The organism is Pelomonas sp. BJYL3 (assembly GCF_027257975.1).
Lineage (GTDB): Bacteria > Pseudomonadota > Gammaproteobacteria > Burkholderiales > Burkholderiaceae_C > Roseateles_B > Roseateles_B flavus.
Genome location: NZ_JANZKX010000001.1, coordinates 676,792 through 702,789, shown reverse-complemented (window position 1 = coordinate 702,789; position 25,998 = coordinate 676,792). Strand labels below are relative to the sequence as shown.

Here is a 25,998-nt window from a genome sequence, read left to right as displayed (position 1 = left end):
TCGAGCCCGGGGACTGGGTGTTCCGGCGGCAGGGGGCGCCGCAGGGCGGGCCCGGGGCCTGATTCAGCCGCCCGCGGTCCGCAGCTTGTCCTTCTTGCTGGGCCGCCGTCCCTTGATCCCGCCGCTGGCGGCGCCCGGTGGCGCCTCCTCGGTCGGCTCGAAGCCCGCCAGCTGCTCGCGGGCCACGCGCCGGCCCTGGCGTTTCTCGATCAGCCGGAAATGCGCCTCGGTGGCGGCACTGACAAAGCTCACGGCCAGTCCTTCGGCCCCGGCCCGCGCGGTACGGCCGATGCGGTGCACATAGTCCACCGTGGAGCGCGGCAGGTCGTAGTTGACCACCACGGGCAGCTGGGCGATGTCGATGCCGCGGGCGCCGAGGTCCGTGGCCACCAGCACGCGCAGCTCGCCGGACTTGAAGGCTGCCAGCACCTGCGAGCGCGCGCCCTGGCTGGCATCGCCATGGAAGGCCGCGGCGGCCAGGCCGGCGCGGCGCAGCTTGTCGGCCACGTGGTCGCAGGCATAGCGTGTGGCCACGAAGACCAGCACGCGCGGCCACTGCTCCTGCTCGATCAGCTGACGCAGCAGGGGCGTGCGCCGGGCGGCATCGACGGTGATGGCGCGCTCGGTGAGCTTGCGGTCACCCGGCTCCACGTCGAGGGTCAGGTCTTGCCCGATCTCCACCCGCAGCGGATCGTGCAGCAGCTGCTCGGACAGCGCCTGCACCGAAGCCGGGAAGGTGGCGGAGAACAGCAGGTTCTGCCGTTGCGCCGGCAGCAGGGCCAGCACGCGGGCGAGCTCTTCGGCGAAGCCGGCGTCCAGCAGGCGGTCGGCCTCGTCCAGCACCAGGCAGCGCAGGGCCGCAAGCGAGAGGCCGTTGTGCTCGACCACATCCAGCAGCCGGCCTGGCGTGGCCACGACGATGTCCGCGCCGCCGCGCAAGCCCATCAGCTGCGGGTTGATGGACACGCCGCCGTAGAGGATGGACACCCGCACCGACACCGCCAGGCAGCGCGCCGCAGCCCGCAGCAGGGCGCCCGCCTGCGCAGCCAGCTCGCGCGTGGGCACCAGCACCAGCACCTGCGGGTGGCGCGCGGCACCGGCTGCGGCCTGGCCGTTCTGCCGCTCGACCTGCTGCAGCACGGGAAAGGCGAAGGCCGCCGTCTTGCCCGAGCCCGTCTGGGCCGAGGCCAGCACATCGCGCCCGGCCAGCGCCGCGGGGATGGCCGCGGCCTGCACTGCCGTGGGCGCCTCGAAGCCCAGCTCGCGGGCGGCCTTCAACAGCGCGGGCGAGAGGCCCAGGGCGGCAAAGCTGGCGTCGGTGTCCGGGGCCGTGCTCACAGCGCGCGCACCTTCACCGACTTGCCCTTGACCCGGCCCGCATTGAGCGCTTGCAGGGCCTGCTGGGCGATGCTGCGGTCCACCGCCACATAGGTCGAGAACTCGTTGACATTGATCTTGCCGATCAGGGCGCCGGCGAAGCCCATGTCCTTGGTCAGCGCGCCCAGCACGTCGCCCGGGCGGATCTTTTCCTTGCGGCCGCCCAGGATCTGCAGCGTGACCATGGGCGGATGCAGGGGCTCGCCATCGTCGGCCGGTGTCAGCTCCGCGAGCGGGTGCCAGGTGAAGGGCGAACCCTGCGCATGCTCGATGCGGCCCACGGCGCCCATCTCGTCCAGGCTGGCCAGGCTGAAGGCCCAGCCTTCGCCGTCGGCCCGGCCGGTGCGGCCCACGCGGTGGGTGTGGACCTCGGCGTCGGGCGTGATGTCGACATTGATCACGGCCTCCAGCTGCGCGATGTCCAGGCCGCGCGCGGCGACGTCCGTGGCCACCAGCACGCTGCAGCTGCGGTTGGCGAACTGCACCAGCACCTGGTCGCGGTCGCGCTGGTCCAGGTCGCCGTGCAGCTCCAGTGCCGCGATGCCTTCGGCGCGCAGCACGGCCACCAGGTCGCGGCACTGCTGCTTGGTGTTGCAGAAGGCCAGGGTGCTGGCCGGGCGGAAGTGGTTGAGCAGCAGGCCCACGGCGTGCAGGCGCTCGGCCTCCGTCACTTCGTAGAAGCGCTGGCGGATCTTGGTGGCCGCGTGGGCCTCCTTCAGCCGCACCTCCTGCGGATCGCGCATGAAGCGCGAGGCCATGCTGCTCACGCCATCCGGGTAGGTGGCCGAGAACAGCAGGGTCTGGCGGGCCTTGGGCGCGCAGGCCACCACTTGCGCGATGTCCTCGGCGAAGCCCATGTCCAGCATGCGGTCGGCCTCGTCCAGCACCAGGGTGTTCAGGGCGGAGAGGTCCAGGGTCTCGCGCTGCAGGTGGTCCAGGATGCGGCCCGGCGTGCCCACGACGATGTGCGCGCCATGCGCCAGGCTGGCCAGCTGGTTGCGCACCGGCACGCCGCCGCACAGGGTCAGGGCCTTGATGTTGTCCTCGGCGCGGGCCAGGCGGCGGATCTCCTGCGTCACCTGCTCGGCCAGCTCGCGCGTGGGGCACAGCACCAGGCCCTGCACCGCGAAGCGCCGCGGGTTCAGGTTCATCAGCAGGGGCAGGGTGAAGGCCGCCGTCTTGCCGCTGCCCGTCTTGGCCTGGGCGATGAGGTCCTTGCCGGCCAGCGCCAGCGGCAGGCTCGCTGCCTGGATGGGCGTCATCGCGAGGTAGCCCAGCTGCTGCAGATTGGCCTGCATGGCGGGCGGCAGGGGCAGGGTGGAGAAGGAGGTGGCAGCGCTGGAAGCGCCGGTGGAAGGGGCAGCCGTCGGGCTGCTGGGGGTGCTGCGGGTCATGCGTGATTGTCGGTCATGCGGGCCTGGGCCGTGTAAGCTGCGGCGCGGCCACCGCTCCCAGTCCGTGCGGCAGTGCCGCAAGCTCAGCGTCCCGAACCCTCGAACCAGCCATGCAGGGCGTCCAGGGCCCGGGCATTGGAGGGAATGAAGGCATGGCTGGCGGCCACCGGAAATGCCCGGAGATGCCCATGCTGCGGCGCCATGGCCTCGTCGACCGCCACCATGCCGTCGTGCCCGATGCGATTGCCGAAGAAGCAGCCGAAGACACCCAGCCAGGGCCAGGTGCCGTAGACGCAGGCCGTGGGCACCCCAGGCAGCGGCACCTGCGCCATCAGCGCCTGCTGGGCCGCGAACTGCCCGCATTCGCCGGACATCCAGCGGTACAGGCGCCAATGCCGCAGCCGCATGGCCAACCGCATGGCTGTCAGCGGCGAGGCCAGCAGGGCCACCTTGACCGGCCGGATGCCCTCGGCCTCCAGGTCCGCCAGGGCCAGGCGCAGCAGCACGCCGCCGAAGGAATAGCCAATGGCATGGAACTCGCCCTGGGCGGCCACCTGCCGCAGGAAGTCCCGCAGCTGGGCGCGTATCTCGTCCACTGACTGGCGGGACGGGGCGTAGTCGAAGCAGTGAACCTGCTGGCCCTTGCTCTGGAAATGGCGGATGAGGCGGCCGCGCATGTAGCGCTTGCCGCCGACGCCGTCGATGAATGCGATCTGGGAAGCCATGAGCCCGTATGAATGCCCCACGCCCAGCGACCGCCGGGCCGGCGGCCTCGACATGCGGACGGTGAAGGCTGGCGCATTGTGCCGGAGCGGGCGGCTCGCGCCCCGGCCTCCGTCTGTGCGCGGGCGGGCCGCTGGCATGCCGATTGCCGCCCTGGCGCAGGCAGTTTGAACCCGGGAGACCCGCCATGCCGAACACCGACGCCATCCAGCAGGAACTGCTGGCCAAGGAGAGACAGTACTGGAATGCCATCAAGGAGAAAGACGCGGCCACGGCCCTCTCGCTGAGCGACGAGGACTGCCTGGTCGTCGGCGCCCAGGGCATCGGAGCGCTGAGCAAGGCAGCGCTGGAGAAGATGCTGCGGGGCGCGAGCTACGAGCTGAGAGACTTCTCCATCGAGGAGCTGCGCCTGCGCCCCATCAGCGAGGACGTCATGGCCGTGGCCTACAAGGTCCGCGAGGAACTGGAGCTCGAGGGCCGGACGATCCGGCTGGTGGCCTATGACACCAGCCTCTGGACCCGGCGCGACGGCCAGTGGGTCTGTGCGATGCACACCGAGTCACTTGCCGGCGACCCCTTCGGTCGACATTGAGGCCGCGGGGCTTCTGCCCTTCAGCGGCTCAGCAGCCGCACCCCGAACCCGATCAGACAGACCCCCGCAACGCGCCGCAGCCACAGGCTCATGCGCGGGCTGCCGCGCACGCGCTCGCCCAGGCGATGCGCCAGCAGCACCGCCACCAGGCCGTAGGCGAAGGTGAGGGCGGCGATGGTGGCGGCCATCACCGCGAAGGTCAGCAGGCCGCGGTGCCGCGCGGGGTCGACGAAGAGCGGGAAGAAGGCCATGTAGAAGACGATGGCCTTGGGATTCAGCAGCGTGATCAGCATCGCCTGGCGCAGGAAGTGACCGGGCTTGAGCTGCAGGGCGGCCGCCTCGCCCGGCTTCGCCCGCAGCATCTGCCAGCCCAGCCAGCCGAGGTAGAGCGCGCCGCCCCACTGCACGACGCTGAAGGCCGTGGGCGAGGCCGCGAGCAAGGCCGCCACGCCCGCGACGGCGGCCCACATGAGCACCTGGTCCCCCAGGATCACGCCCAGCGTCGCCGCCATGCCACCGCGCACCCCGCCCTCGGCGGTGGCGCTGATCAGCGCAAGGTTGCCCGGGCCGGGGATGGCGAGGAACACCAGCACGGCGATGACGAAGGCGGGGTAGTCGGCGATGCCCAGCATGAGCGGCTCCAGATCAATGAGCGACCATGCTAAGGGGGCTGGCTGGCGCGGGGCTTGCGGCTCGGGCACCTCAGGCCGGGCCGCGTGGGCTCAGCCAGCCTAGGCCTCTTCTGCGCTCTCGTCCTCGTCGTCCAGCAGCCATTCCTCCAGGCTTTCGACGGGTGAGGGCAGGTGGTGTTCCAGCACCTGGGCGCAGGCCTGGGGTGTGAAGGTCGGGAGCCTGGATTCAAGCACCCAGGACAGGAAGTCCACCCCGCCATTCATGTAGGGCGGGGGGAGACAGGGATGAAGGCCATGGGCAGGCGATTGTCGGGTGAGATGTAGTTCAGTACATGCCCCAGCTCCTGTACATGACGCCACGCCAGCGGATGTGAGAGGTCCAGCGAGAACTTGACCCACCAGTTGCCGTCCTCGAACTGGCCGTAGCCGATGGACTCGCGGCCTGCGGGCAGATCGATGGCGGGAAGTCGCCCGAGGAAAGAGAGCAGTGCTTCGAAGTCGTGTTGCATGCAGCGCAGGAGGCGGGATGGGATGTGGATGAGAAGGGCGGAGGCAGGGATCAGTACGTCCGCCCACCCTTGAACTGCGCATGCTGCCTGCGCTGCAGCGCGGTGTGCTTGCCCATGGCCTCGAAGGAGACCCGGGCGTGGGCATGCATGATGGCGATGCCCAGCGCGTCGGCCGCGTCCTTGCCCGGCAGGCCGGGCAGGTTCAGCAGGCGCTGGACCATGGCCTGGACCTGGTCCTTCTTGGCATGGCCGTGCCCGACAATGGCCTTCTTCATCTGCAGGGCCGTGTACTCGGACACCGGCAGCTCGCAGGACACCAGGGCCGTGAGCGCCGCGCCGCGGGCCTGGCCCAGCAGCAGCGTGGACTGTGGGTTCACATTGACGAAGACGATCTCCACCGCCGCGCACTGCGCCTCGTAGCGCTGCTGCACCTCGCGGATGCCGTCATAGAGGATCTTCAGCCTCCCCGGCAGGTCGCCCGTGGGCACGCCTGAGGTTTTGATGGTGCCGCTGGCCACATAGCTCAGGCGCGGGCCGTCGGCGTGGATCACGCCGAAGCCCGTGGTCTGCAGGCCGGGGTCGATGCCCAATATTCTCATCGCTGAGTCCTTGAATGCGCGGGCTCAGGAAACGCCGGGCCGCCCCAAGTTTCCTGACCCCCTCGGGGGGCCTGGCACGGAGTGACAGGTTCGGGGGTTGTCATAACGGCAGCTTGAAGTACCAGCGCACCGAATGGAAGAACACCGGCGCGGCAAAGCACAGCACGGCGATGCGGTCCAGCAGTCCCACGGCGCCGGTGATGTTGCTGCGGTTGCCCCAGTACTCGACGCCGGCGTCCTTCTTCAGCGCCTTCATCACGAGGGCACCGAAGCTGCCCGCGCCGGCCGCGATGAAGGACATCACCAGGGCCTGGCCGGCCTTGAAGGGCGTGATCCAGTACAGCAGGGTGCCCACGACGGCCGCCGTGAGCGTGCCCACCCACCAGGCGCGCATGGAGAAGCTGCGGCTGATGCGCCGGGCCAGGGGCCGGCGGCGCAGGCGCTTGGCGGCCAGGTACTGGGCGATCTGCCCGCAGGCAGCCACGATCACGAGGTAGAAGAGCAGGAAGGCGCCGCGGCCCTTGAAGCCGGGAAAGTCCAGCAGCAGCAGGGCCGGCGCATGCGAGAGCCCGTACACGCAGACCATGATGCCCCACTGGATCTTGGCATTGCGCTCCAGGAAGCGGCGCGGGTCGTCCGCCAGCGCGCTGGCCACCGGAATGGCCAGGAAGGCGTAGACCGGGATCAGCACCGAGAAGATGTCGAACTGCCGCGTGCCCACCAGCACGTACTGCAGGGGCAGGATCACGAAGAAGGCGAGGATGAGGCTGCGGTGGTCGCCGCGGCGCGTGTGCATCAGCGTGATGAACTCGCGCAGGGCGAGGAAGCTGAAGACACCGAAGAGCAGGGTCGCGCCCACCGGGCCGGAGATCCAGGCCGCCCAGAACAGGCTGGCGAAGAGCCACAGCATGTTGAGCTCATGGCGGAAGCGGCCCCAGCCGCGGTGCCATTCGCTGTCATCCTCGTCCTCGGCCCGCTTCTTCAGCGAGAAGAGGAAGCTGCCGATGCTGGTGAGCATCAGCGCGCCGAAGAGCATGACGAACAGGAAGGCCACCTGCTCGCTGGAGTTGAGGGACTTGAGCCAGCGCAGACCGTTCATTCGCGCCACCCGCCGGGTTTGAGGGCCATGACCTCGGCACGGGCGCGCTCCAGGAAGGCGCGCTTGTCCTCGCCCTCGCGGATCTGCAGAGGGGCGCCGAAGGTGACGGTGCACAGGATGGGCACGGGCACGACCTCGCCCTTGGGCATGACACGCTGCACGTTGTCGATCCAGGTGGGAATGAGCTTGACCTGCGGGAACTGCTCGGCCAGGTGGTAGAGCCCGGCCTTGAAGACCTGCGGCTCGCCTTTGTTGGACCGCGTGCCCTCGGGGAAGATCACCAGCGAGTCCCCCTTGGACAGGGCCTCGACCAGGGGCTCCAGCGGGTCTTCGTCCGGCGTGCTGCGGGTGCGGCTGACGTAGATGGCGTTGAAGACATTGGAGGTGAGCCAGGTCTTGAGCGGGCTGGAGGTCCAGTAGTCGCGCGCGGCGATGGGCCGGGTCGCGGCGCGCAGTTCACGCGGCAGCGAGGCCCAGATCAGCACCCAGTCGAAATGGCTCTGGTGGTTGGCGAAGTAGATGCGCTGCTCCGCCATGGGCGGGCAGCCTTTCCAGTGGCCCTGGGCGCCCGTGATCAGGCGGGCCAGGAAGGCCAGGAAGAGGCCGGTGGAGTCGGCAATGGACATGATGGGCGGGATTCTAGGGGGCTGAGGCGGGGCCCGACGGGCCTAGGATGGAGAGGAAACCCCAGGCGCCACCTTGCCGTGCTGCCACCCCCGCCCTTCAGGAGACCCAGACGATGCCTTCTTCCCCCTTGTCCAGGCCTGTGCTGCTGGCCGGCCTCATGAGTGTCTCGGCGGCCGCCTGGGCGGTCGACCTGCAGATCCAGGTGCTGGACCGCACCGGCAAGCCCCTGCCCGAGGCCGTGGTGCTGCTGGACACCCAGCAGCCCGGCCCCCGGCCCGCCCCGCGCCTGGAGCAGACCATCACCCAGCAGCAGATGCGCTTCCAGCCGCAGGTGAGCGTGGTGTCGCCCGGCGCCAAGGTGGCCTTCACCAACCTGGACAAGTGGAACCACCACGTGCGCGGGGGCCTGAGCGGCCCTGGTGGCGTCTACCTCGATCCGACCCAGGGCTTCAGCTTCAAGCTCTCGGCCAAGCGAGAGGGCCAGCCCCTGGCCTCCGCCACCCAGCAGCTGAGCCAGCCCGGGCCCTATCTGCTGGGCTGCCACCTGCACGGCTCCATGCGGGGCCATGTCTATGTCAGCGACACGCCCTGGGCGGCCGTCAGCGACGACAAGGGTCAGGTCTTGCTCGCCGGCGTGCCCGAGGGCCCGGCCCGGGTGCGCGTCTGGCACGTGGACCAGCTGGTGGACGGAGCACCACAGGCGCTGCAGGTCAGCGGCGCGGGCGGCCTGGTGAAGCTCTCCACGGCCATCGAGGCGAAGGCGCGCAAGCCCGCTGCTGAGGAGCGGCCGCCCGGCTATTGAGCGCGGTCGCACGCCGGAGCGACGAGCGCCGCGCACGCCGCTTGCTGCGCATACGGTTCCTGCCGCCAGCCGTGACTGGCAGTTGCAGGGAGCGCCGGCATCTGCCAGCCACTGGCAGGCAGGAGGATGCTAGATTCGCTTCTCTTTGGCCCTGCGCTGCCAGCTTGCCTGGGCTTGGTCATGCCGACCGCCGGCGAGCGGGCTCCAAGCATGCGACCGGCTTGCACTGCACGACCAGCTTGGGGCGCTTTCTAGGAACAGAAGTCCTGTGTTTGACATATCCACTCTCGCAGACCAGCTCACACTCGGCCCGGACGGGATTTGGCGCAGCATCCAGCAGGAGTCCATCTCCTATCCATCCGGCGGCAATGAGGCCTGCCTTCAGATCGAGGAGTCCTCGTTCTGGTTCAGGCATCGCAATGCTTGCATCGCGGCGGCGGTGCGCAACTTTCCGCCTGGCAGCGGTGAGCTGATCTTCGACATCGGTGGCGGCAATGGCTTTGTGAGCCGGGGCCTGAACCAGGCTGGCTTTGACACGGCCCTGGTCGAGCCGGGCCCGTGCGGCGCCGTCAACGCCAAACGGCGGGGCATACCGACGGTGATCTGCGCAACCACACGCAGCGCCGGGTTCAAACCATCAACGCTCGGTGCGGTGGGCCTCTTCGACGTGATCGAGCACATTGAAGATGATCTGCAATTCCTTAAGGAGATCCGAGAGCTGGTCAAGCTGGGTGGGCGACTTTACTTGACAGTGCCGGCGTACCGGATGCTCTGGTCCGCCGAGGACGCGGCTGCAGGGCATTTCCGCCGGTACACCCGGGCGTCGATCGCATCCCTGGTGCAGCGTGCCGGGTTCGCCGTGGAGTACTCAAGCTACCTCTTCAGGTTCCTCCCGCTGCCGATCTTTCTGTTCAGGGCGCTGCCCTATCGGCTCGGGATTGGCCGCTCCAGGAACGATGCCGCGGAAACCGCGGAAGACCATCGCCCGCCCCAGGGGCGAGCCGCCGCATTGCTGGATGCCTTGCTTGCAAGGGAGCTTGGGCATGTCGAACATCGGCGTCACATGGTCTTTGGCGGCAGCTGCCTGCTGGTCGCCAATGCCCGCTAGCGGGGGCTGTGGGGCCGGCTGGGCGACCCAGCGATGAGTCGGGGCTGGCAGCGGCACCGTAGACAGGGTCAAAGTCGGCGCGACGCCTGCGGGAGCGCAGTGGTTCGCCGAGTGAAGGACAAAGGAACAAACACATGAAAATCAGCGCCACGGGTTTCCACCATTCGGTGCATCTGAATGCCGGGCAGCTGGAACCGCCTGATCCGGCATGCCCGTTCTGCGGATCAGCTGACCGGAATCCGGTTGTCAAGCTGCAGGACGCGCCCGAGGTCTTCCTGCTGGAATGTGCTCGCTGCCATGCGGCCAGCGCCTCGAGGATGCCTACGGACAGCGCGCTGGACGCGTACTACGGTGCCTATTACCAGTCGCCTCAGCTGGCCGAGGCAAGCCACAAGATCACCTTCCATGGCGTGTCCAGATTCGGCAGGCACCTTGCCGTCAAGTACCTGCGGCACAGGCGCAGTCACGGGGTGTCCATGCTGGATTTTGGTGGTGGGGATGGTTCCATCTCCCATGCGGTGGCCCTTGAGCTGCTCAGGAACGGTGTCGAAAAGGTGGACATCTCCGTCGTGGACTACAACAGGACCGTCATCCAGCCGCTTGACGCGCGCATCTCGATCACCAAGGTCGACGCTCTCGAGAACGTCAGCAGCCCGCATGACTTCGTGATTGCGAGCGCGGTGCTCGAACACATCCCCAGACCCCGGGAGGTCCTGGATCGCTGTCTGAGGCTGGTGGAGAAGGGCGGTCTCTTCTATGCCCGGACCCCTTACATGGTGCCGCTGATGCGTCTGGCGGCCCGGGTCGGGGTCAGGCTGGACCTGACCTATCCGGGCCATGTCCATGACCTGGGCCAGCAGTTCTGGGAAGCTTTTTTTGACCACGTCGTTGCGGAAGGCACTTTCCGCATGCTGCAGAGCCAGCCTTCGATTGTCGAAACAAGCTTTGGCGAGAACTTCCTGAAAACCCTGGCGGCCTACTCGCTCAAGGCGCCATGGCATCTCTTGGGCCGATCCTACAAGCTGGTCGGTGGTTGGGAGGTGCTGGTAGAGAAGCGCGCCTGACGCATTCGGCGCGGGCATGGGGCTTGCATCCTCGTCCGGCAGCGCCTGTCCAAGGGCCCGGCCGCTGCGCTGACCGATCGAGGGCGTGACGGCGAAGCCTTGCTGGCGCCGCACCGGGCGTACTGCCCGAACTCAGACGATCTTGCGCAGCAGGCCGAAGACGGTCTTGAAGGTCTCGCCGTAGGGCGGCTGGAACAGCCGGGTGCCGGCGAAGCGGGACTGGACGAAGACGGGCTTGAGCTTGCTGAAGGTGTCGAAGCCCCATTCGCCGTGATAGGCCCCCATGCCGCTGGCGCCCACGCCACCGAAGGGCTGGGACTCCTGGCCGAGGTGCCAGATGCAGTCGTTGATGGTCACGCCGCCGGCGTGGGTCTGGCTGAGCACCTGCTCGCGCGCCTGTGCGTCCTCGCCGAAGAAGTAGAGGGCCAGCGGGCGATCGCCGGCGTTCACCTGGGCGATGGCCTGGTCCAGGCTGTCATAGGGCAGGATGGGCAGGACGGGGCCGAAGATCTCCTCCTGCATCAGCTGCATGGAGGGCTTGGCGTCCAGCACCACATGAGGGGTGAGCTTGCGGCCGGCGCCGGGGTCCAGCTCCTGCGGATGGCTGGGCAGGAGCTCGGCGCCCTGGGCCTTGGCGTCGTCCAGCAACTGCTGCAGGCGGGCGCGGTGGCGGGGCGTGGCGATGCTGGTGTAGTCCGGGTTGGCGTGCACCGTGGGCACCATGCGGCGCCAGTGGCGCAGCACGGCTTCGGCCAGGGGGCGGACCAGGTCGCGCGGGGCGAGCACGTAGTCGGGGGCGACGCAGGTCTGGCCGGCATTGAGCAGCTTGCCGTAGGCCAGGCGGGAGGCGCTGAGCTCCAGCTTGCAGCTGCGGTCGAAGATGGCGGGCGACTTGCCGCCCAGCTCGAGCGTGACCGGCGTGAGGTTCTTCGCCGCGGCCTGGGCCACGTGGCGGCCGACGGCGGTGGAGCCGGTGAAGAAAAGGTGGTCGAAGGGCAGGGCGGAGAAGGCGCGGGCGAGGTCGGCGTCGCCGGTCAGCACGGTCATTTCCTCGGGGCTGAAGTGGGCGGCCACCATACGGGCCATCAGGGCCGAGGTGGCGGGCGTCAACTCGGAGGGCTTGATCATCACGCGGTTGCCGGCGGCCAGCGCGGCGATGGCGGGACCGGCGGTGAGGTAGTAGGGGTAGTTCCAGGGCGCGATGATGCCCACCACGCCCAGGGGCTGGGGCATCAGGGCATTGCTGCCGGGCATGAAGTGCAGGGCCGTGGGCATGCGGCGGGTCTTCATCCAGCCGCGCAGATGCTTGATGGCGTGCTCGGCGCCGGTGATGCTGGTGAAGACCTCGGCCAGCTGGGTTTCCTGATGCGCACGATGGCCGAAGTCCTGCGCGATGGCCTCGCACAGCGCCTGCTCGTTCAGCCGGGTCATGGTGATGAGCCGCCGCAGGCGGTCCTTGCGCACCGCCAGGCTGGGCATGGGCTCCCGCGCATAGGCGACGCGCTGGGTCTCAAAGGCCAGTTGCAGGGTTTCTTGAGTGGAATGTTCCATCGCGGTAGGTCTCCTTCCGCGAGGCTAAGGCCAAAGCGCAGCCCCACCAAGCGTGCCGACCCTTGGCTAGAGATGCCCATCTAGTTCCACGGCTTCAGCGGCGGGCGCGGGGGGCGGCGCCCGCCTTGCCTGGACAGTCGGGGCCCAGGCAGGGCGCAGGCCGGTGGGGAGGCCGGGGGATTGAACGGGGCGCCGGCCACCGTGGTATACACCGTCCGCAACATAAACACTCAGGGGGAGCATTGGGGAAATGCTGATCAATCACAAGGATGCCGTTGGCTTCGCAATAACTGATATCGCTACCTGTGACTTCGAGGCACTGGAGCAGGTCGACAATTCAGAGCTGCTCCGCCGGTTTGGCCGCAGCACAGGCTCTGACCGTGTATCCAGGTTTCTCGTGCAGGAAATGGGAATTGAGCGGCGCCACCTCTGCCCGCCGGACAAGAATGCGCTGGACCTGGCGCGCGATGCGCTGGGTCGCCTGGTCCGGCAATGCCCGCGGGTGCTGGAGGATGCAGATTTCCTCATACTCTGCGGGATTTCCAATCCCATGCCGGTGACGACGACCAGCGCCCTGCTCGCGGGCGAGTTCGGGTTTCGAAATGCCAGCTGCTGGGATTTGAAGTCGGGATGCTCGACAGGCGTGCTGGCCCTGATCCAAGCCCAGGGCTGGATGCAGGCGGGTGCACGGGGAGGCGTCATCGTGTGCGCCGAGACGCTCAGCAAGTTCAGCGATCCGGACGTCCTGCAGATGAGCGCCTCCGTCGGCGACGGTGCGGTGGCCCTGTTCGTCGAGCGGTCTCAGGACTGGACCCTGAAATCCGTCGTCCATGGAACGGATGCGTCGCTGGCCCGCAGCATGATCGTCAACGCCACCTTTCCTCCCGGTCCTGGGGAATACAGGCCGGAGGACTACTATTTCACGTTCAACCAGAAACCCGAGGGCATTGAAGCCATCGGGCGTTATTGGGTGAGTTCCCTGCGGCAGCTTCTGGAAAATGCAGGTATCTCCGGCGCCGATGTCCAGCATTATTTTGCGCATCAGGTCGATGCGAAGAAGAATGCGGCCGTCGCAGAAGCCTGCGGCCTCCGCCGTGAGGCGGTGGCCACGAATTTCTCCGATTTTGGGAACATGGGCTGCCCCACGGTATTCATCAACTACCACCGGTGGCAGCAGAAACGTGGGGCCGGCGGCGCCGACTTCGCGCCAGGAGCCCCCCTCGTGTTTCACGCCGTGGGCGGCGGGGTTTCCTGGGCGGGCCTCTGCCTAGTGCGGAGATAACTGCCGCAGTATGTTCTTGGAGGAGCGGCTGGGCTCGAGGAGGAAACAGCTCACATAGCGCCGAATGTCCGTTTTTCGGATGACGGCGTCCACGGCGCCCGAGGCGATGAGGTCGTCCAGATTGGGGGCCTGGGTCTGGGCGACCTCATCCCACTGCTCTTTCAACTTGGCGGATCCGGCCAGCAGCTGGTTGATGATCTTCTCGTGCATGATCCCCATCGTCGACCCTTCCAGGCCGAAGAGGTGCTGGCTGCCGAAGACCTTGGGGAAGCCGAGTACGCAGGCGCCGCCGAAGGCCCGCCCGACCACGATGCCGAGCTTGCCGTAGGGGTACTGGATGATCTGCTCGGCCACGCCCAGCATGCGCTCGATCAGCTGCAGGTTGTTGCCGTCCATGCGGGGATCGGCACCCGGGGTGTCCAGCAGCGACAGCACGGGCAGCTTCAGCTGCTGGAACAGGGTCAGCGCCTCGGAGAACAGGGCCAGGCTTCGCGCCCGGATCATGTTGTTGCTGTTCCCTACCGGGTTGGCCAGGATCCCGAACTTCTGGCCCCCGATGACGGCGATATAGGCCCGCAGGCGGTCGTCATACTGGCGAAACAGCTCGACGTAGCTGTCCGTGAAGCCAGAGATCAGACGGTCGATGGCCGGCCGCTCGTCGTCCGTGTCCGGGGCAGCGTCCTCTTGGCACGGAGGGCTCAGTCCCGCTGCCGTCCCATGGAAGGCTGTCAGCAGCTCCCCGACGCGCTCCAGTCCGCCCGGCAGGTCGTCCGCCAGCTCGTGAATCAGGTCCGTGCGCCGGAACTGGTGCTCGGCGGCGGCAATGTCGTCGAACTTCACGCCACTGCCAAACACCATGCGGCACACCTCGGGGCCGGTCAGGTTGACGAAGGTGTCCTCCCTGACGGTGAGCCGGTAGTGTCCCAGCCCGAAGATGAGCACGCCGATACCCAGCACGTTGCCATGCCCGAGCGTGATGACCAGATTGCGCCGCCGATAGCGATCGATGGCGGGTAGCACGGAGAAGGCCGGCTCGAAGACGGTGCGCCCCTCCATGAACCTGACACCCAGGGAGCTGACCTTGATGACCAGCGGCAGATTGAAGGCGGACAGGGCCTGCAGGAAGGCGCAGAACCGGTGCGAGATGTCCTTGCCGATGCTGCCGCCCTTGACGCGGAAGTCGCTCCAGACCAGCGCGATGGCGTGACCCTGAAAGGTCGCGCGCAGCAGCCATGTCCCGTCCAGGGCCGATCGCTGCACCTGCGCGGTCGAGCGTGGCACAAAGAACTCCACCACGCTGCCGAGTTGGTCCCGGAGCGGCCCGAGGAAGGCGCAGTCGGACACCCGTTCGGAGATCCAGTGGTACTCGGTTTCTTCGCTGGAAACAGGGCGCTCGGCGCGCTGCTCAAGCCTTTCAGCCTGTGGAATCATGAAACACCTCCCTTGGTTTGATATTGGGTGCTGCTGGGGGCCTGGCGGCCTGGGGCCGAGGCCGTGCCGGCCCGCTTCTTGCTGCTCTGGTCTGGTCTGGCGTCGCTACAGGTCCAGCTCCCGGCCCCGGGGCTCGGCGTTGGCGTCGGCCAGCAGTGAGACGATGGCCTCGGCCACCTGGGATTCGGTCAGGGGTAGCGGCTGCTCGGCGTCAGGGAGACGCCTGCGCAGGCGCTCGGTGCGCTCATTCAGGACGATGCCTGGATTGACGAGGTGGCACCCGATGCCGGCCGCCCCGTACTCGCTGACGATCGTGTTCTTCAGACCGACGAGCGCGCTTTTGCTCACGTTGTAGCTCACCTGTCCCGGCAGGCCGTACCGATAGGCCATGGAACCCACCAGAACGATTCGCCCGGCACGGGCCTGGCGCATGGCGGGGAGCAGACGCGAGAGCAAGTAGAAGGTATGCGTCACATTGGTGGTCAGCGTGTCGGCGAACAGCGCGTAGTCCGTGCTGTGCGTCCTGCCCGGCCCCTGCTGGTGGACGGGATTCACGCCCACGTTCGCCACCAGCTGCAACACGGGTGGCAGCCCATGCAGGGCCTCCAGCAGCTGGTCAATGGAGGCCCTGTGGCGCTGGTCGCAAGCCACGCCGCGTACCGGTCCGCTGCTGCGGCCCTGCAGGCTTGAGACGGCCTCGTCCAGGCGCGCCTGGTTGCGGCCGGTGATCACGAGGGCGCCCGGTGCTGTGGCGGCCAGCCGCTGCGCCACCTGGAATCCGATGCCCGCGCTGGCGCCGGTGACCAGGGTGGTGAAGGCCTGTGAGGCGTCGGTGTGCATGTCCTGCTCCTGGCGCTCGCTCATGAGGGGAGCGACCAGCGCAGGACCTGGGCGCCTCCGGTGAATCCCGCGCCCATCGCGCACAGCAGCACGCGGTCGCCGAGCTGCAGCTTCTTGCTGGCATGGGCCTGGGCCAGCGCAATCGGGATCGAGGCGGCCACCGTGTTGCCGATGTCCGGGAAGCTGATGTGCGTCTTGTCTGCTGGCACCGCCAGGTCCTCGCAGACGGACTGCAGCAGGTACAGGTTCGGCTGGTGGAACAGGTAGAAGTCAATGGCGCTTTGCGGCAGCTTCGCCTGGCTGAGCACGGCCTTGACCAGCCCCGGCACGCCCACGCTGGCGTTGTGCGACACCCGCTGCCCGTCCGGCATGACCAGCTGCGCGCTGGCTGTGGCCGCCGTGCCCACGGAGGGCACGTAGACCGCATCATGCCCGGCGCCATCGGCATAGAGGTAGCTGGCCAGGAAGCCGCTGTCTTCTTCGGCACCTGAGTCCTTCAGGCGGCTGATCACCACGGCGCCCGCACCGTCCCCGTACAGAAAGGCCGTGCGCCGGTTGCTGAAGTCAAGCGTGCGCGAGCGGACGTCGGCGCCGATGACCAGCACATGCTCGTCGCCGGTCGCCAGGTACCGCAGCGCCTGGTCCACCGCATACACAAAGCCGCTGCATGCGGCGCAGACATCGTGCGCGGGGAAGCCGCTGGCGCCCAGCTTGTGCTGCACGACGCAGGCCGTCGACGGGGACAGGTAGTCGGGCGTCGACGTGGCGACGATGATCCGGCTGAGCTGCTGGGCCGGGAGACCGGCCTGGCTGAGGGCCTGCTTCGCGGCCTCCGTGGCGATGTCCGAGGTGCTGCGGCCCTCGGAGAGGAAGTAGCGGCTGTTGATGCCGATCGAGTTCTTGATGAAGGAAGGCTTGATGCGGATCGCATGGCGCTCCGCCAAGGCAGCGTTGTCGAGGAACTCGTCTCCCAGGGCGTAGCCAGTCCCCGTGATGGCCATCGGATGTGGGCAAGCAAACATCAATCCTCCTCCAAGCTTGGTGCTGTGCACCGTCCAACTGTTATCGGCCGGCGTTCGCCGACTTGTCGTTTCCCAGGCCGGCGCGCCGTCGTCCGGTGCCTGGAGTCCTCCCGCGCGGGGCCTGCCCCAGGGGCGCGTCACTTCGATATCAGCCAGGCGAGCGCCCGAGGGCTGCCAGGCTTCAGCGCCAGGTCGGCGTCTCCCTGGCAGGGCATCGCGCCGGCCGGGCCGCGCAGGCGGATGGCACCTGGGGCGCGGCGGACCGAACGCCGGTGGCGCCGAAAGGCAGGGCCGGCACCCGGCTGGTGCGTGGCACGGCGCAAGAGGCGTTCAGGCCCGCGGAGACCGTGGCGGGCAAGGGCCGGGTGCCAGGGCACAGACGCCTCGACGCGAGGGCCGGGCCGGACCGCGGGGCTCCGCCAGGCGGCACGGCGATGTCCCGATCAGTGCCTCCCCTGTCGCCAGCTCACCGCGGGGGAACCCCTGCTGCACGGCGAACCGGTACATCGACCCGCGAGGAAAGGCGGACGCCACAGGGGGCCCCGCAAGTGCCCGGTCCTGGCCCGAGGGCGGCCCGGCTCGCGTGGCGCCAGCGGCGCCCTTGCGGCGATGGGCGCGCGCGTCCTCGCGTGCATGCATGTCCCCTCCGGGCTCGGCGTCGTCTGCGTCATGTTCTACATCGTGACCGCGACTCACGCTCTCGAGGAGAGACCTTGTGCGGCAAGTGAAGTGAGACCCTAATGGGTTAGCTGTCGCTATCGAGTACTGCCGTTGATAGTGCGCGGCGATTCTATGGAACTTGCATGTCAGATCAAGCACATCCCCGCCAGGGGGGTGATTTTGCGTGGCAGGAGTGGCGGGCAACAGACAGTGGATGCCTGGCCGGGGCATGCATTCCATGAGGTAGACCGTGCCTGCGGACTCACGCTGATGAGCTGCCTGGGCGCTGCAGGCGGCGGTGTTTCCATCGATTGACAGACCTGTGCAGGCCGCACGGTGCGGTGCTGGCGCCGCTGCTGATGCCCATGACATCGAGGATCTGCGCAAAGGCGGGGGATGGGCGGGGGATGGGCGGGGGGTGTTTGTAAGTAAAGGTGTGCCCGGCTTCCGTGAAAGCCTGATGTCGCAAGCCTTGAAGACCTGAGACGATACGCGGCCCTGGCGCGGACCGGTTGGGAATCGGTACAGTCGCGCACGACGCTGGGGCGCTGGCGAGGTGACGGCCAGGCCTGGCGCTGCTGCAATAACTGGTTACATGGAGTCGCCAGCGCGTGCGCGCCGCCCAGCCGGGGCGCGCCAGGTGGCGGCGCTGCCCCGGGCCGGGATCGCCGGCGCCTCGATCGACCCCAGGTTTTCTGCTGATGGCCGCCGCCGGCGCGGTGGCCAGCCGGCGGCGTTCATGAATGACTCAAGGACACCGATGCTTTCCAAGAAACTCGTTGAATTGGCCGCGAACCTGAGCAAGCGCCTCAGCTATGGCAGGTTGAGGTACTACCAGGATGATCCGCGGGCCATTCAGGAAAGGATTCTTCGGAGGATCCTGAAGGAGAACCGCGACACGACTTTCGGCAGGGAACATCGTTTTGCGGAGATCAAGTCCTACGAGGACTACAGGGCCCGGGTCCCGATCCGGACCAGCGCGATGTATCTGGACTACCTGCAGCGGGTCTACCGTGGTGAAAGAAACGTCATCACCAGGGAGGATCCGTATTACTTCGCCATGACCACCGGCAGCACGGGGGATTACAAGTACATCCCGATTACCGTCAGCAGCCGCAAGGAGGTCAGTCGGAGCATCCTGGCCTTCATGCATCTGCTGGAAAAGAGCTATCCCGTCATCCAGCGCCATTCAGTGCAGTTCCTGGTCGGCAACGGAGACGGCGGGCATTCGCCGGCGGGCGTGCCGCAAGGTTTTGTCAGTGGCTTCAACTACAAGAACCTGCCCAAGGCCATTACCCGCCGATTCCTCATTCCGTACTGGGTGTTCACGCTGAGCAATCCGCATGATTGCTACTACGCCATGGCGCGCTTCATGATTGATGCGGACGATCTGGTGGCAATCGGTGCCATTTCGCCGCTGAAGATCATCAACGTTGCCAAGTCCATCCTTGCCAACAGCGGGAAGCTGGCGGCCGACCTGCGGCAGCAAAGCCTCAGCCTGAGTCCCGAGAACCAGTCACGCACACACGGGCTTCGCTTCCGGCTCCAGCCGGAGAAGCTGGCGGCCCTGGAGGACTTCAGCGAGCGGCTGCGCCAGGGGGAGGATCCCTGCCCGGTTGCGCTGATGGGGGTCCTGTTCAATCGCCTGCAGATCTTCGTCACCTGGAGCGGTGGGAACATGTCCTATTCGCTGATGGAGCTGCAGCGCTACTTTGGCAAGAAGGATCTTTACGAAATGCCCTTCTCCGCCAGCGAGGGGACGTTCTCGGTCCCGCATCAGGCGAATGCCAAAGGGGGCATCGCCGCCATCACGGGGCACTTCCTGGAGTTCATCCCCGAGGACCAGATCGACCTCGATCGGCCGGAGGTCCTGCCGGTGTGGGCGCTGGAGCAGGGCAAGACGTACTACCAGGTGGTGAGCACCATGGGCGGCATGTACCGCTACAACATGGAAGACCTGGTGCTGATCAGCGGCTTCGAGGGCAAGGTGCCGGTGCTGGAGTTCCTGTCGAAGCGTGCGCGCCAGGTGTCGATCAACAACGAAAGAATCACCGAGAAGGATGTGACCGACGTCACCAGCGCCGTCTGCAGCCAGCTGGGGGTGCGTTTTGATCATTTCATCTTCTTCCCGACGCAGGAGCGCTTCTACAGGCTCGTGCTGGACCGCGACCTGCCCAACATGCAGGAGTTCCTGGGCGAGGTCGAGGCCGAGCTGCGTCGAATCTCCATGGGCTACAACTGGGAACGCGCCGGCCTCAGCCTGCTGCCCTTGCGGGCCTCAGTGGTGGATCGCGATGCGCTGGCGGCTTATGTCCGCAGCCGCCAATTCAAGAGCAATCTGCTCAGCGGTCAGTTCAAGCCCATCCACCTTTCCAACGTCTTCAATGGTGATCAAGAGTTCCCCGTCGTTAAAGAATACAAACTGGAGGATGCCTGCAATGGACAAACAATCGAGGCTTGAACTGCTGACCGAAACCCTGGCCGAGAATCACTTCAAGCTGTCGCCCGTCGGCCTGGACTTCATACGGTACGCGCTGCAGAACGAGGAGTCGGAGCAGGCCCGGCTGGGCGATCGCGACCAGCAGCCCGTCTATGTTCAGAACTACCCCTTCGAGCTGCAGATGCTGCCGCTCTTCCTGAGCCATGCGAAGTCGCAAGAGTGGGGCCAGGTGGCCGTCGATCTGTTCTCGCTTTACAAGAAGCTGGTGCAGGAGCTGGCCAGGCAGGACCCCGTCCGCCTTGCGCAGTACTTCAAGAGCGACTGCGACGAGGACCTGCTGACGCTGTTCGAGGGCGACACGGGGCTGGACTACTGCCTGGCGCGCGGGGATTTCATGTCCACCGCCGAGGGCTTCAAGCTGCTTGAGTTCAACGTGTCGGGGAACCTGGGCGGTTGGGGCATCTATCTCTTCGAGGGCATGTACCGGGCCCAGCCCCTGATCAAGCGCTTCATGGAAGGCAGTGGCCAGACCTTCAGCACCTACGGTCCGCTGAACGAGATGGTGACGCACATTCTGCGCGTTAGCGCCGTGTACCGGCGGCGGCTGGGTTTTGCAGATCCGCGGCTCCATGTGGGCGTCTTCGTCGAGCAGCCCGCGCGGCTGGCCGAGGCAGAGGACATGATCGCGAGAATCAAGCGGCAGCTGCTGTCACAGTCCTCGCTGGCGATTGACTTCACCTGCTGCACCCACGCGGACGATCTGATGCTGGAGGAGGGGGCGGTCTTCACGAAGCAGGGCCGGCTCGATTCCATGCTGCTGTTCGGGCGGCCGCAGCTGCTGCCTGAGTTCGTTCATCAGCTCAGCCAGCAGGGGCGCTTCCCGATCTTCAATACCCGCAGCTCTACCATTCTTGGGCAGAAGTCCGGGCTCAGCCTGCTGTCCGAGCATGCGCAGTCGCCACAGGCAAGCGACGAGGAGCGCCAGCTCATCAACAAGCATCTGCCCTGGACGCGGCTGGTCCGCCCGGGAACGATCGTGTATCAGGGGGTGGAGCAGGAGCTGCTGGAGCTGCTGCTGCAGCGCCAGGACGGGTTCGTCATCAAGCCCATCGACGGGCTTCAGGGGCGCGAGGTGAGCGTGGGCAACCGGCTCGACGCCGCGTCATGGCGGGCGGTGGTGGACCAGGCACTCGCCAGGCCCGGGCAGTACATCGCCCAGGAGCTCTGCGTGGCAGAGCGCCTGCTGGCCAGGAACCCGGCGGGAGCGTTCGAGGAGCACGACGTCATCTGGGCTCCCTTCGTCTTTGGCGGCCAGTTCGCCGGCAGCTGCGCCCGGACCTCGCCCAGCAACAACGAGACGGGCGTCATCAACGCGCACCGTGGCGCCACGGACGCCATCACCTTCCTCACCGCCTGAGCCTGGCATCCCCTTCGCAAGCGGCGATAGGGAAGAGCAGCCGGCGCAGCCAGTGCTCGTCCCCAGCGCATACCGCTGATCCGGCTCTGCCGGGCCGTCGGTATGGCCCCCTCGAGGGGGCTGAGGCCGGCCATCAACGCCTTGGCGTTTATGCCTGCCGAAGGGCCAGGCCTCTGGCCTGGCGCGGCCTGCAAGGCCGGCGACGCGCGTAGGGGGTGCCTGTTCAGTGCCGGAAGTGGCGCACGCCGGTGAAGACCATGGCCACGCCGCGCTCGTTGGCGGCAGCGATCACTTCCTCATCACGCATGGAGCCGCCCGGCTGGATCACGCAGCTGGCGCCGGCATCGGCCAGCACGTCCAGGCCGTCGCGGAAGGGGAAGAAGGCGTCGCTCGCCACGACCGAGCCCTTCAGATCCAGGCTGGCGTTGGCGGCCTTGATGGCGGCGATCTTGGTGGAGTCCACGCGGCTCATCTGGCCGGCACCCACGCCCAGGGTCATGCCACCGCCGCAGAAGACGATGGCATTGCTCTTGACGTACTGGGCCACGGTCCAGGCGAACATGAGGTCTTCCAGCTGCTGGGCCGAGGGCTGCAGGGTGGTGACCACCTTCAGGTCAGAGGCCTTCAGGAAGTGGTTGTCGGCGCTTTGCAGCAGCAGGCCGGAGCCGATGCGCTTGCTGTCGCCCAGGTTGCGGCCCTGCAGCCAGGGCGTGTCGCCGCCCGGGGGCAAGGCGATTTCCATCAGGCGGACGTTGACCTTGCTCTTGAAGATCTCGCGGGCCTCGGCCGTGAAGCCCGGGGCCATCAGCACCTCGACGAACTGCTTGGACACCAGCTCGGCCGCTGCGCCATCCACCTCGCGGTTGAAGGCAATGATGCCGCCGAAGGCGCTGGTCGGGTCGGTCTTGAAGGCCTTGGCATAGGCCTCGGCCGGCGTCGCGGCCACGGCCACGCCGCAGGGGTTGGCGTGCTTGACGATCACGCAGGCCGGGGCGCTGAAGGACTTGACGCACTCCCAGGCGGCATCGGCATCGGCGATGTTGTTGTAGGACAGCTCCTTGCCCTGCAGCTGCTTGCCCGTGACGATGGAGCCGGGGGCGGGATACAGGTCCCGGTAGAGGGCCGCGGTCTGGTGGCTGTTCTCGCCGTAGCGCAGGTCCTGCACCTTCACGAAGGTGCTGTTCATCTGGGCCGGGTAGGCGGCCAGGCTGCCGTCGTCCTGGCGGGCACTGAGGTAGTTGCTGATTGCGGCGTCGTACTGGGCGATGCGGTTGAAGGCGGCCACGCTGCAGGCGAAGCGGGTCTTGTCGCTGGTCTTGCCGTGGGCCTTGAGCTCCTCCAGCACGCCCGCGTACTGGCCGGCGTCGGTCAGCACGGTGACGTCCTTCCAGTTCTTGGCGGCGCTGCGCACCATGGCCGGGCCGCCGATGTCGATGTTCTCGATGGCGTCTTCCAGCGTGCAGCCGGCCTTGGCGACGGTGGCTTCAAAGGGGTAGAGATTGACGGCCAGGATGTCGATGGTGGCGATACCGTGGTCGGCCAGGGCCTTCATGTGCTCGGGCACGTCGCGGCGGGCCAGCAGGCCGCCGTGGATCTTGGGGTGCAGGGTCTTGACGCGACCGTCCAGCATCTCGGGGAAGCCGGTGTGGTCGGCGACCTCGGTCACCGGCAGGCCGGCGTCGGCCAGCAGCTTGGCGGTGCCACCGGTGGACAGCAGGCGCACGTTCAGGGCGTGCAGGGCGCGGGCGAAGTCGACGATGCCGGTCTTGTCGGACACGGAGATCAGGGCAGTCAGTTGCGTCATGGTGGACTCGGGATGGTGGGGATTCGGTGGAGCAGATCGGGCGCGGCTCAGAGCAGCTCGTGGTCGCTGAGCTTGCGGCGCAGGGTGTTGCGGTTGATGCCCAGCCACTCGGCGGCCTTGCTCTGGTTGCCGTCGGCCTTGGCCATCACGACTTCCAGCAGGGGCTTCTCGACCAGCTTGATCAGCATGTCGTGCATGGAGTGCGGCACCTCGCCGTCGAGGTCACGGAAATAGACCTCGAGGTTCTCGCGGATGCACTGGTCGATGGGTTTGGGCGTCATGCCGATAGCCTTTGTTCTTCTGCGTCGTCGTCGTTGGCCGCGTCCAGGGCGGGCGGGAGGTAGGGCAGGCGCTCGTGCTGGTCGGCCAGGGCCGCAAACCAGTCGGAGAGGGCCCGGACCTGCGCCTCGCAGCTGTCCAGCCGGTTCATGGCCTGGCGGAAGTCTTCCCCGCCAGGCAGGGCCTTCACGGCCCAGGCGATGTGCTTGCGCGCGCTGCGCATGCCGCTGTCGCTGCCGTAGAGGCTGTAGTGGTCCTGCAGATGCTCCAGCAGCCAGTCGCGGGCCTCCAGCACGCGCGGCGCGGGCAACTGCTCGCCGGTGGCCAGGAAGTGGGCGATCTCGCGGAAGATCCAGGGCCGGCCCTGCGCCGCGCGGCCCACCATCAGCGCGTCGGCGCCGGTGTGCTGCAGCACCTGCAGGGCCTTCTCGGGGCTGTCGATGTCACCGTTGGCGACCACCGGGATGCCCACCGCCGCCTTCACGCTGCGCAGGGTGTCGTACTCGGCCAGGCCCTTGTAGCCCTGCTCGCGGGTGCGGCCGTGGATGGTCAGCATGGCGATGCCGGCGTCCTCGGCCATGCGGGCCAGGGCCAGGGCATTGCGCGCCTCGGCGCTCCAGCCGGTGCGCATCTTCAGCGTCACGGGGACGTCAAAGGGCCGGCAGGCCTCGACCACCGCGCGGACGATCTCCTCAGCCAGTGGCTCGTTCTGCATCAGGGCCGAGCCGGCCCACTTGTTGCAGACCTTCTTGGCGGGGCAGCCCATGTTGATGTCGATGATCTGGGCGCCGCGCTGGATGTTGTAGACGGCGGCCTCGGCCATCATCTGCGCCTCGGTGCCGGCGATCTGCACGGCGATGGGCGCGGTCTCGCCCTCGTGGTTGGCGCGGCGCGAGGTCTTGAGGCTGTTCCAGAGGTCCTTGCGCGAGGTCACCATCTCGGAGACCGCATAGCCCGCGCCCAGGCGCTTGCACAGCATGCGAAAAGGGCGGTCCGTCACCCCGGCCATGGGCGCCACGAACAGATTGTTCGGCAGCACATGGGCGCCTAGCCGCAACGGGGTGGGCAGGAGGGAAGGCATGGGAGGGGGGTGGGCGGCTGCTCAAAAAAGAGGCAGGATTATAACGCCCGCCACCTCCGTGATCGTCGCAGGGCCGGACGAGGCCCCCGCGTCTGACCCGTGCGGACGAGATGGATTGCGCAATGCGTCACGAGCATCGAGCGCCTCGGCCCGCACCGCTCACGCCCGCCGCACCCTCATTGCGCCGGCACGTTCTGCTTGCGCCAGAGCTGGATGGACTGGCCGATCCAGTCGTTCATCTGCGTGGTCCTGGAGAGCTTGTAGACGGCACGCGCCAGCTTGCCGCGCAGCTCCGGCGTGTTGCAGGCGGACTTGTGCGACAGCGTCAGGTACAGCGGCTCCTTGGCCACGGCGCCGTCCAGCTGCTTGATGTCGGTGATGGCCATCTTGGCCAGGAAGGCGTCGCCGGGGCTGTCCTCGTAGACCAGGTAGTCGGCGCGGCCCTTCTGCAGGATCTGGATGGCCTGCTCAAGGCTGGCCACCTGGGTGATCTTGAGGTTCTCGCGGGCGTAGCGGTCGAACTCCTCGCCGAAGCTGTTGTTGATCACGGTGACGCCCTGGCGGCCCTGGAGGTCGCCCCACTTGCGGTACTTGAGCTTGCTGCCGTCCTTGGTCCAGACCGCCGAGCGCGTGTCGCGGAAGGGCGGGTGGAAGTAGTCCATGTACTCGGTACGCGGCACGGTGAAGAAGGCGCCGGCGATGAGGTCGACCTTGCCGGCCCGCACCTCCTCCTGCACGCGGCCCCAGGGGCCCACGTAGCGCACCTCGATGGGGATGCCGATCTCCTTGGACAGCCACTGCATCATCTCGGCATTGGCGCCGACAAGCCGGCTTTCGTCTTCCGGGGCGCGCCACAGATAGGGCGGGTACTGCGGATTGCCGGACGCCAGCAGATGCTTGCAAGCCTCCTGTGCCATGGCCGGGTGGACCAGACCCAGCGCCGAGCCCAGGACTCCAAGACAGACGAACCCAGTCCTCGCGAAATTCAGCATTGCCCGTGACCTCTTTGATGGCCAAGCCCGGACGAGGTCGTACCGACCCTGATCCAGGTGTGCGCTCCCTGAACCACTGAGTGTGCATGCCTTCCGTCATGGGTGCAACCCGACAGGTCAAGGAACTGTGGCGTCCCTCGCATAATGGCCCGCATGGAGCAATCGGTGATGGATGCGCTGGCCGCCGTGCTGGCTTTTTTCTCCCTGCCGCAGGTGGGCCTGCCGGCGATCTTCGTGATCGCGCTGGTGTCGGCCACGCTGCTGCCGCTGGGGTCGGAGCCGGCGGTGCTGGCCCTGGTCAAGCTGGAGCCGACGCTGTTCTGGCCGGCCGTGCTGGTGGCCACGGCAGGCAATACCATCGGCGGTGCCATCACCTGGGGCATGGGCTACGGCGCCGAGCGGATCTACGAGGGGCGCGCCCACCACAGCCCTGCCAACAAGGCCTTGCGCTGGCTGGAGCGCTTCGGTCCGCGCGCCTGCCTGCTGAGCTGGCTGCCGGTGGTGGGTGACCCGCTGTGTGCGGTGGCCGGGTGGCTGAAGCTGCCCTTCTGGCCCTGCCTGCTCTACATGGGCATTGGCAAGTTCCTGCGCTACCTCTGCATGACGGCCCTGCTGCTGTGGGTTTTCCCGGGCCAGTGGGGCGCTTGATGCGCCTCAAAGGCGGCCACAATCC

At 67.4% G+C, this 25,998-nt stretch carries 25 protein-coding genes; 8 read left to right on the top strand and 17 right to left on the bottom strand.

Annotated features, from left to right (window positions below):
* Positions 1–63 precede the first annotated feature (63 nt).
* The 3 genes from O9Y01_RS03195 to O9Y01_RS03185 form a co-directional block, all read right to left on the bottom strand.
* A complete protein-coding gene (locus O9Y01_RS03195) occupies positions 64–1,338 on the bottom strand; it encodes a DEAD/DEAH box helicase (RefSeq protein ID WP_269630036.1) in 1,275 nt (424 codons plus the stop codon).
* Positions 1,335–2,771 carry an ATP-dependent RNA helicase DbpA gene (gene dbpA / locus O9Y01_RS03190; protein WP_442952702.1) on the bottom strand — a complete coding sequence of 479 codons (1,437 nt, stop codon included), beginning with the start codon at positions 2,769–2,771 and terminating at the stop codon, positions 1,335–1,337. Before dbpA ends, O9Y01_RS03195 begins: the two co-directional genes overlap by 4 nt.
* 83 nt (positions 2,772–2,854) lie before the next feature.
* Positions 2,855–3,496 carry an esterase/lipase family protein gene (locus O9Y01_RS03185; RefSeq protein ID WP_269630035.1) on the bottom strand — a complete coding sequence of 214 codons (642 nt, stop codon included), beginning with the start codon at positions 3,494–3,496 and terminating at the stop codon, positions 2,855–2,857.
* 185 nt (positions 3,497–3,681) lie between these two features.
* Between O9Y01_RS03185 and O9Y01_RS03180 the strand changes: the two genes are divergently transcribed.
* On the top strand, positions 3,682–4,086 hold the full coding sequence (locus tag O9Y01_RS03180; protein ID WP_269630034.1) for a nuclear transport factor 2 family protein: 405 nt from the start codon (positions 3,682–3,684) through the stop codon (positions 4,084–4,086).
* Positions 4,087–4,106: 20 nt separating this feature from the next.
* On the opposite strand, the gene O9Y01_RS03175 is transcribed toward O9Y01_RS03180, so the two are convergent.
* From O9Y01_RS03175 to O9Y01_RS03150, 6 genes are all read right to left on the bottom strand, one after another.
* Positions 4,107–4,718 (bottom strand): LysE family translocator, encoded by a 612-nt coding sequence (locus tag O9Y01_RS03175; RefSeq protein WP_269630033.1) that lies wholly within the window; start codon positions 4,716–4,718, stop codon positions 4,107–4,109.
* Between the two features lie 99 nt (positions 4,719–4,817).
* Complete coding sequence (locus O9Y01_RS03170) at positions 4,818–4,970, bottom strand: hypothetical protein (RefSeq protein ID WP_269630032.1); 153 nt, start codon at positions 4,968–4,970, stop codon at positions 4,818–4,820.
* An 8-nt stretch (positions 4,971–4,978) separates the two neighbouring features.
* Positions 4,979–5,227 carry a hypothetical protein gene (locus tag O9Y01_RS03165; RefSeq protein ID WP_269630031.1) on the bottom strand — a complete coding sequence of 83 codons (249 nt, stop codon included), beginning with the start codon at positions 5,225–5,227 and terminating at the stop codon, positions 4,979–4,981.
* A gap of 50 nt (positions 5,228–5,277) precedes the next feature.
* A complete protein-coding gene (gene ruvC, locus O9Y01_RS03160; RefSeq protein WP_269630030.1) occupies positions 5,278–5,826 on the bottom strand; it encodes a crossover junction endodeoxyribonuclease RuvC in 549 nt (182 codons plus the stop codon).
* A gap of 100 nt (positions 5,827–5,926) precedes the next feature.
* A complete protein-coding gene (locus O9Y01_RS03155) occupies positions 5,927–6,925 on the bottom strand; it encodes a phosphatidate cytidylyltransferase (protein ID WP_269630029.1) in 999 nt (332 codons plus the stop codon).
* Complete coding sequence (locus O9Y01_RS03150; protein ID WP_269630028.1) at positions 6,922–7,551, bottom strand: lysophospholipid acyltransferase family protein; 630 nt, start codon at positions 7,549–7,551, stop codon at positions 6,922–6,924. Before O9Y01_RS03150 ends, O9Y01_RS03155 begins: the two co-directional genes overlap by 4 nt.
* A 113-nt stretch (positions 7,552–7,664) precedes the next feature.
* Between O9Y01_RS03150 and O9Y01_RS03145 the strand changes: the two genes are divergently transcribed.
* From O9Y01_RS03145 to O9Y01_RS03135, 3 genes are all read left to right on the top strand, one after another.
* Complete coding sequence (locus tag O9Y01_RS03145; protein ID WP_269630027.1) at positions 7,665–8,354, top strand: cupredoxin domain-containing protein; 690 nt, start codon at positions 7,665–7,667, stop codon at positions 8,352–8,354.
* Positions 8,355–8,622: 268 nt separating this feature from the next.
* Positions 8,623–9,462: a class I SAM-dependent methyltransferase gene (locus O9Y01_RS03140; RefSeq protein WP_269630025.1), complete on the top strand. Its 840-nt coding sequence runs from the start codon at positions 8,623–8,625 to the stop codon at positions 9,460–9,462.
* Between the two features lie 134 nt (positions 9,463–9,596).
* The gene (locus O9Y01_RS03135; RefSeq protein WP_269630024.1) at positions 9,597–10,526 is read left to right on the top strand and encodes a class I SAM-dependent methyltransferase; all 930 of its coding nucleotides are present in this window, start codon (positions 9,597–9,599) and stop codon (positions 10,524–10,526) included.
* 132 nt (positions 10,527–10,658) lie between these two features.
* Here the strand turns inward: O9Y01_RS03135 and O9Y01_RS03130 are convergent, their stop codons facing one another.
* The gene (locus O9Y01_RS03130; RefSeq protein WP_269630023.1) at positions 10,659–12,077 is read right to left on the bottom strand and encodes a coniferyl aldehyde dehydrogenase; all 1,419 of its coding nucleotides are present in this window, start codon (positions 12,075–12,077) and stop codon (positions 10,659–10,661) included.
* A gap of 250 nt (positions 12,078–12,327) precedes the next feature.
* On the opposite strand from O9Y01_RS03130, the gene O9Y01_RS03125 reads away from it, so the two are divergent.
* Complete coding sequence (locus O9Y01_RS03125) at positions 12,328–13,359, top strand: 3-oxoacyl-ACP synthase III family protein (RefSeq protein ID WP_269630022.1); 1,032 nt, start codon at positions 12,328–12,330, stop codon at positions 13,357–13,359.
* Here the strand turns inward: O9Y01_RS03125 and O9Y01_RS03120 are convergent.
* From O9Y01_RS03120 to O9Y01_RS03110, 3 genes are all read right to left on the bottom strand, one after another.
* Positions 13,345–14,790, bottom strand: a complete 1,446-nt coding sequence (locus O9Y01_RS03120) for a carboxyl transferase domain-containing protein (protein ID WP_269630021.1) — start codon at positions 14,788–14,790, stop codon at positions 13,345–13,347. The two genes, O9Y01_RS03125 and O9Y01_RS03120, sit on opposite strands and share 15 nt — an antisense overlap.
* Positions 14,791–14,895: 105 nt before the next feature.
* Entirely contained in the window at positions 14,896–15,654 is a 759-nt protein-coding gene (locus tag O9Y01_RS03115; protein WP_269630020.1) for an SDR family oxidoreductase, read from the bottom strand.
* On the bottom strand, positions 15,651–16,652 hold the full coding sequence (locus tag O9Y01_RS03110; RefSeq protein ID WP_269630019.1) for a 3-oxoacyl-ACP synthase III family protein: 1,002 nt from the start codon (positions 16,650–16,652) through the stop codon (positions 15,651–15,653). The genes O9Y01_RS03115 and O9Y01_RS03110 overlap by 4 nt, the downstream gene beginning before the upstream one ends.
* Before the next feature lie 1,255 nt (positions 16,653–17,907).
* Between O9Y01_RS03110 and O9Y01_RS03105 the strand changes: the two genes are divergently transcribed.
* Both O9Y01_RS03105 and O9Y01_RS03100 read left to right on the top strand, forming a co-directional pair.
* Entirely contained in the window at positions 17,908–19,773 is a 1,866-nt protein-coding gene (locus tag O9Y01_RS03105; RefSeq protein ID WP_269630018.1) for a GH3 family domain-containing protein, read from the top strand.
* On the top strand, positions 19,751–21,169 hold the full coding sequence (locus tag O9Y01_RS03100) for a hypothetical protein (RefSeq protein ID WP_269630017.1): 1,419 nt from the start codon (positions 19,751–19,753) through the stop codon (positions 21,167–21,169). Before O9Y01_RS03105 ends, O9Y01_RS03100 begins: the two co-directional genes overlap by 23 nt.
* 223 nt (positions 21,170–21,392) lie before the next feature.
* Here the strand turns inward: O9Y01_RS03100 and purH are convergent, their stop codons facing one another.
* The 4 genes from purH to O9Y01_RS03080 all read right to left on the bottom strand — a co-directional run bounded on the left by purH (position 21,393) and on the right by O9Y01_RS03080 (position 25,250).
* Complete coding sequence (gene purH, locus O9Y01_RS03095; protein ID WP_269630015.1) at positions 21,393–22,973, bottom strand: bifunctional phosphoribosylaminoimidazolecarboxamide formyltransferase/IMP cyclohydrolase; 1,581 nt, start codon at positions 22,971–22,973, stop codon at positions 21,393–21,395.
* Between the two features lie 47 nt (positions 22,974–23,020).
* Positions 23,021–23,254, bottom strand: a complete 234-nt coding sequence (locus O9Y01_RS03090; RefSeq protein WP_269630014.1) for a Fis family transcriptional regulator — start codon at positions 23,252–23,254, stop codon at positions 23,021–23,023.
* Positions 23,251–24,333 (bottom strand): tRNA dihydrouridine synthase DusB, encoded by a 1,083-nt coding sequence (dusB, locus tag O9Y01_RS03085; protein WP_269630013.1) that lies wholly within the window; start codon positions 24,331–24,333, stop codon positions 23,251–23,253. Before dusB ends, O9Y01_RS03090 begins: the two co-directional genes overlap by 4 nt.
* Before the next feature lie 176 nt (positions 24,334–24,509).
* Positions 24,510–25,250 carry a substrate-binding periplasmic protein gene (locus O9Y01_RS03080; RefSeq protein ID WP_269630012.1) on the bottom strand — a complete coding sequence of 247 codons (741 nt, stop codon included), beginning with the start codon at positions 25,248–25,250 and terminating at the stop codon, positions 24,510–24,512.
* Positions 25,251–25,478: 228 nt separating this feature from the next.
* On the opposite strand from O9Y01_RS03080, the gene O9Y01_RS03075 reads away from it, so the two are divergent.
* The gene (locus O9Y01_RS03075; RefSeq protein WP_442952701.1) at positions 25,479–25,973 is read left to right on the top strand and encodes a YqaA family protein; all 495 of its coding nucleotides are present in this window, start codon (positions 25,479–25,481) and stop codon (positions 25,971–25,973) included.
* Positions 25,974–25,998 lie beyond the last annotated feature (25 nt).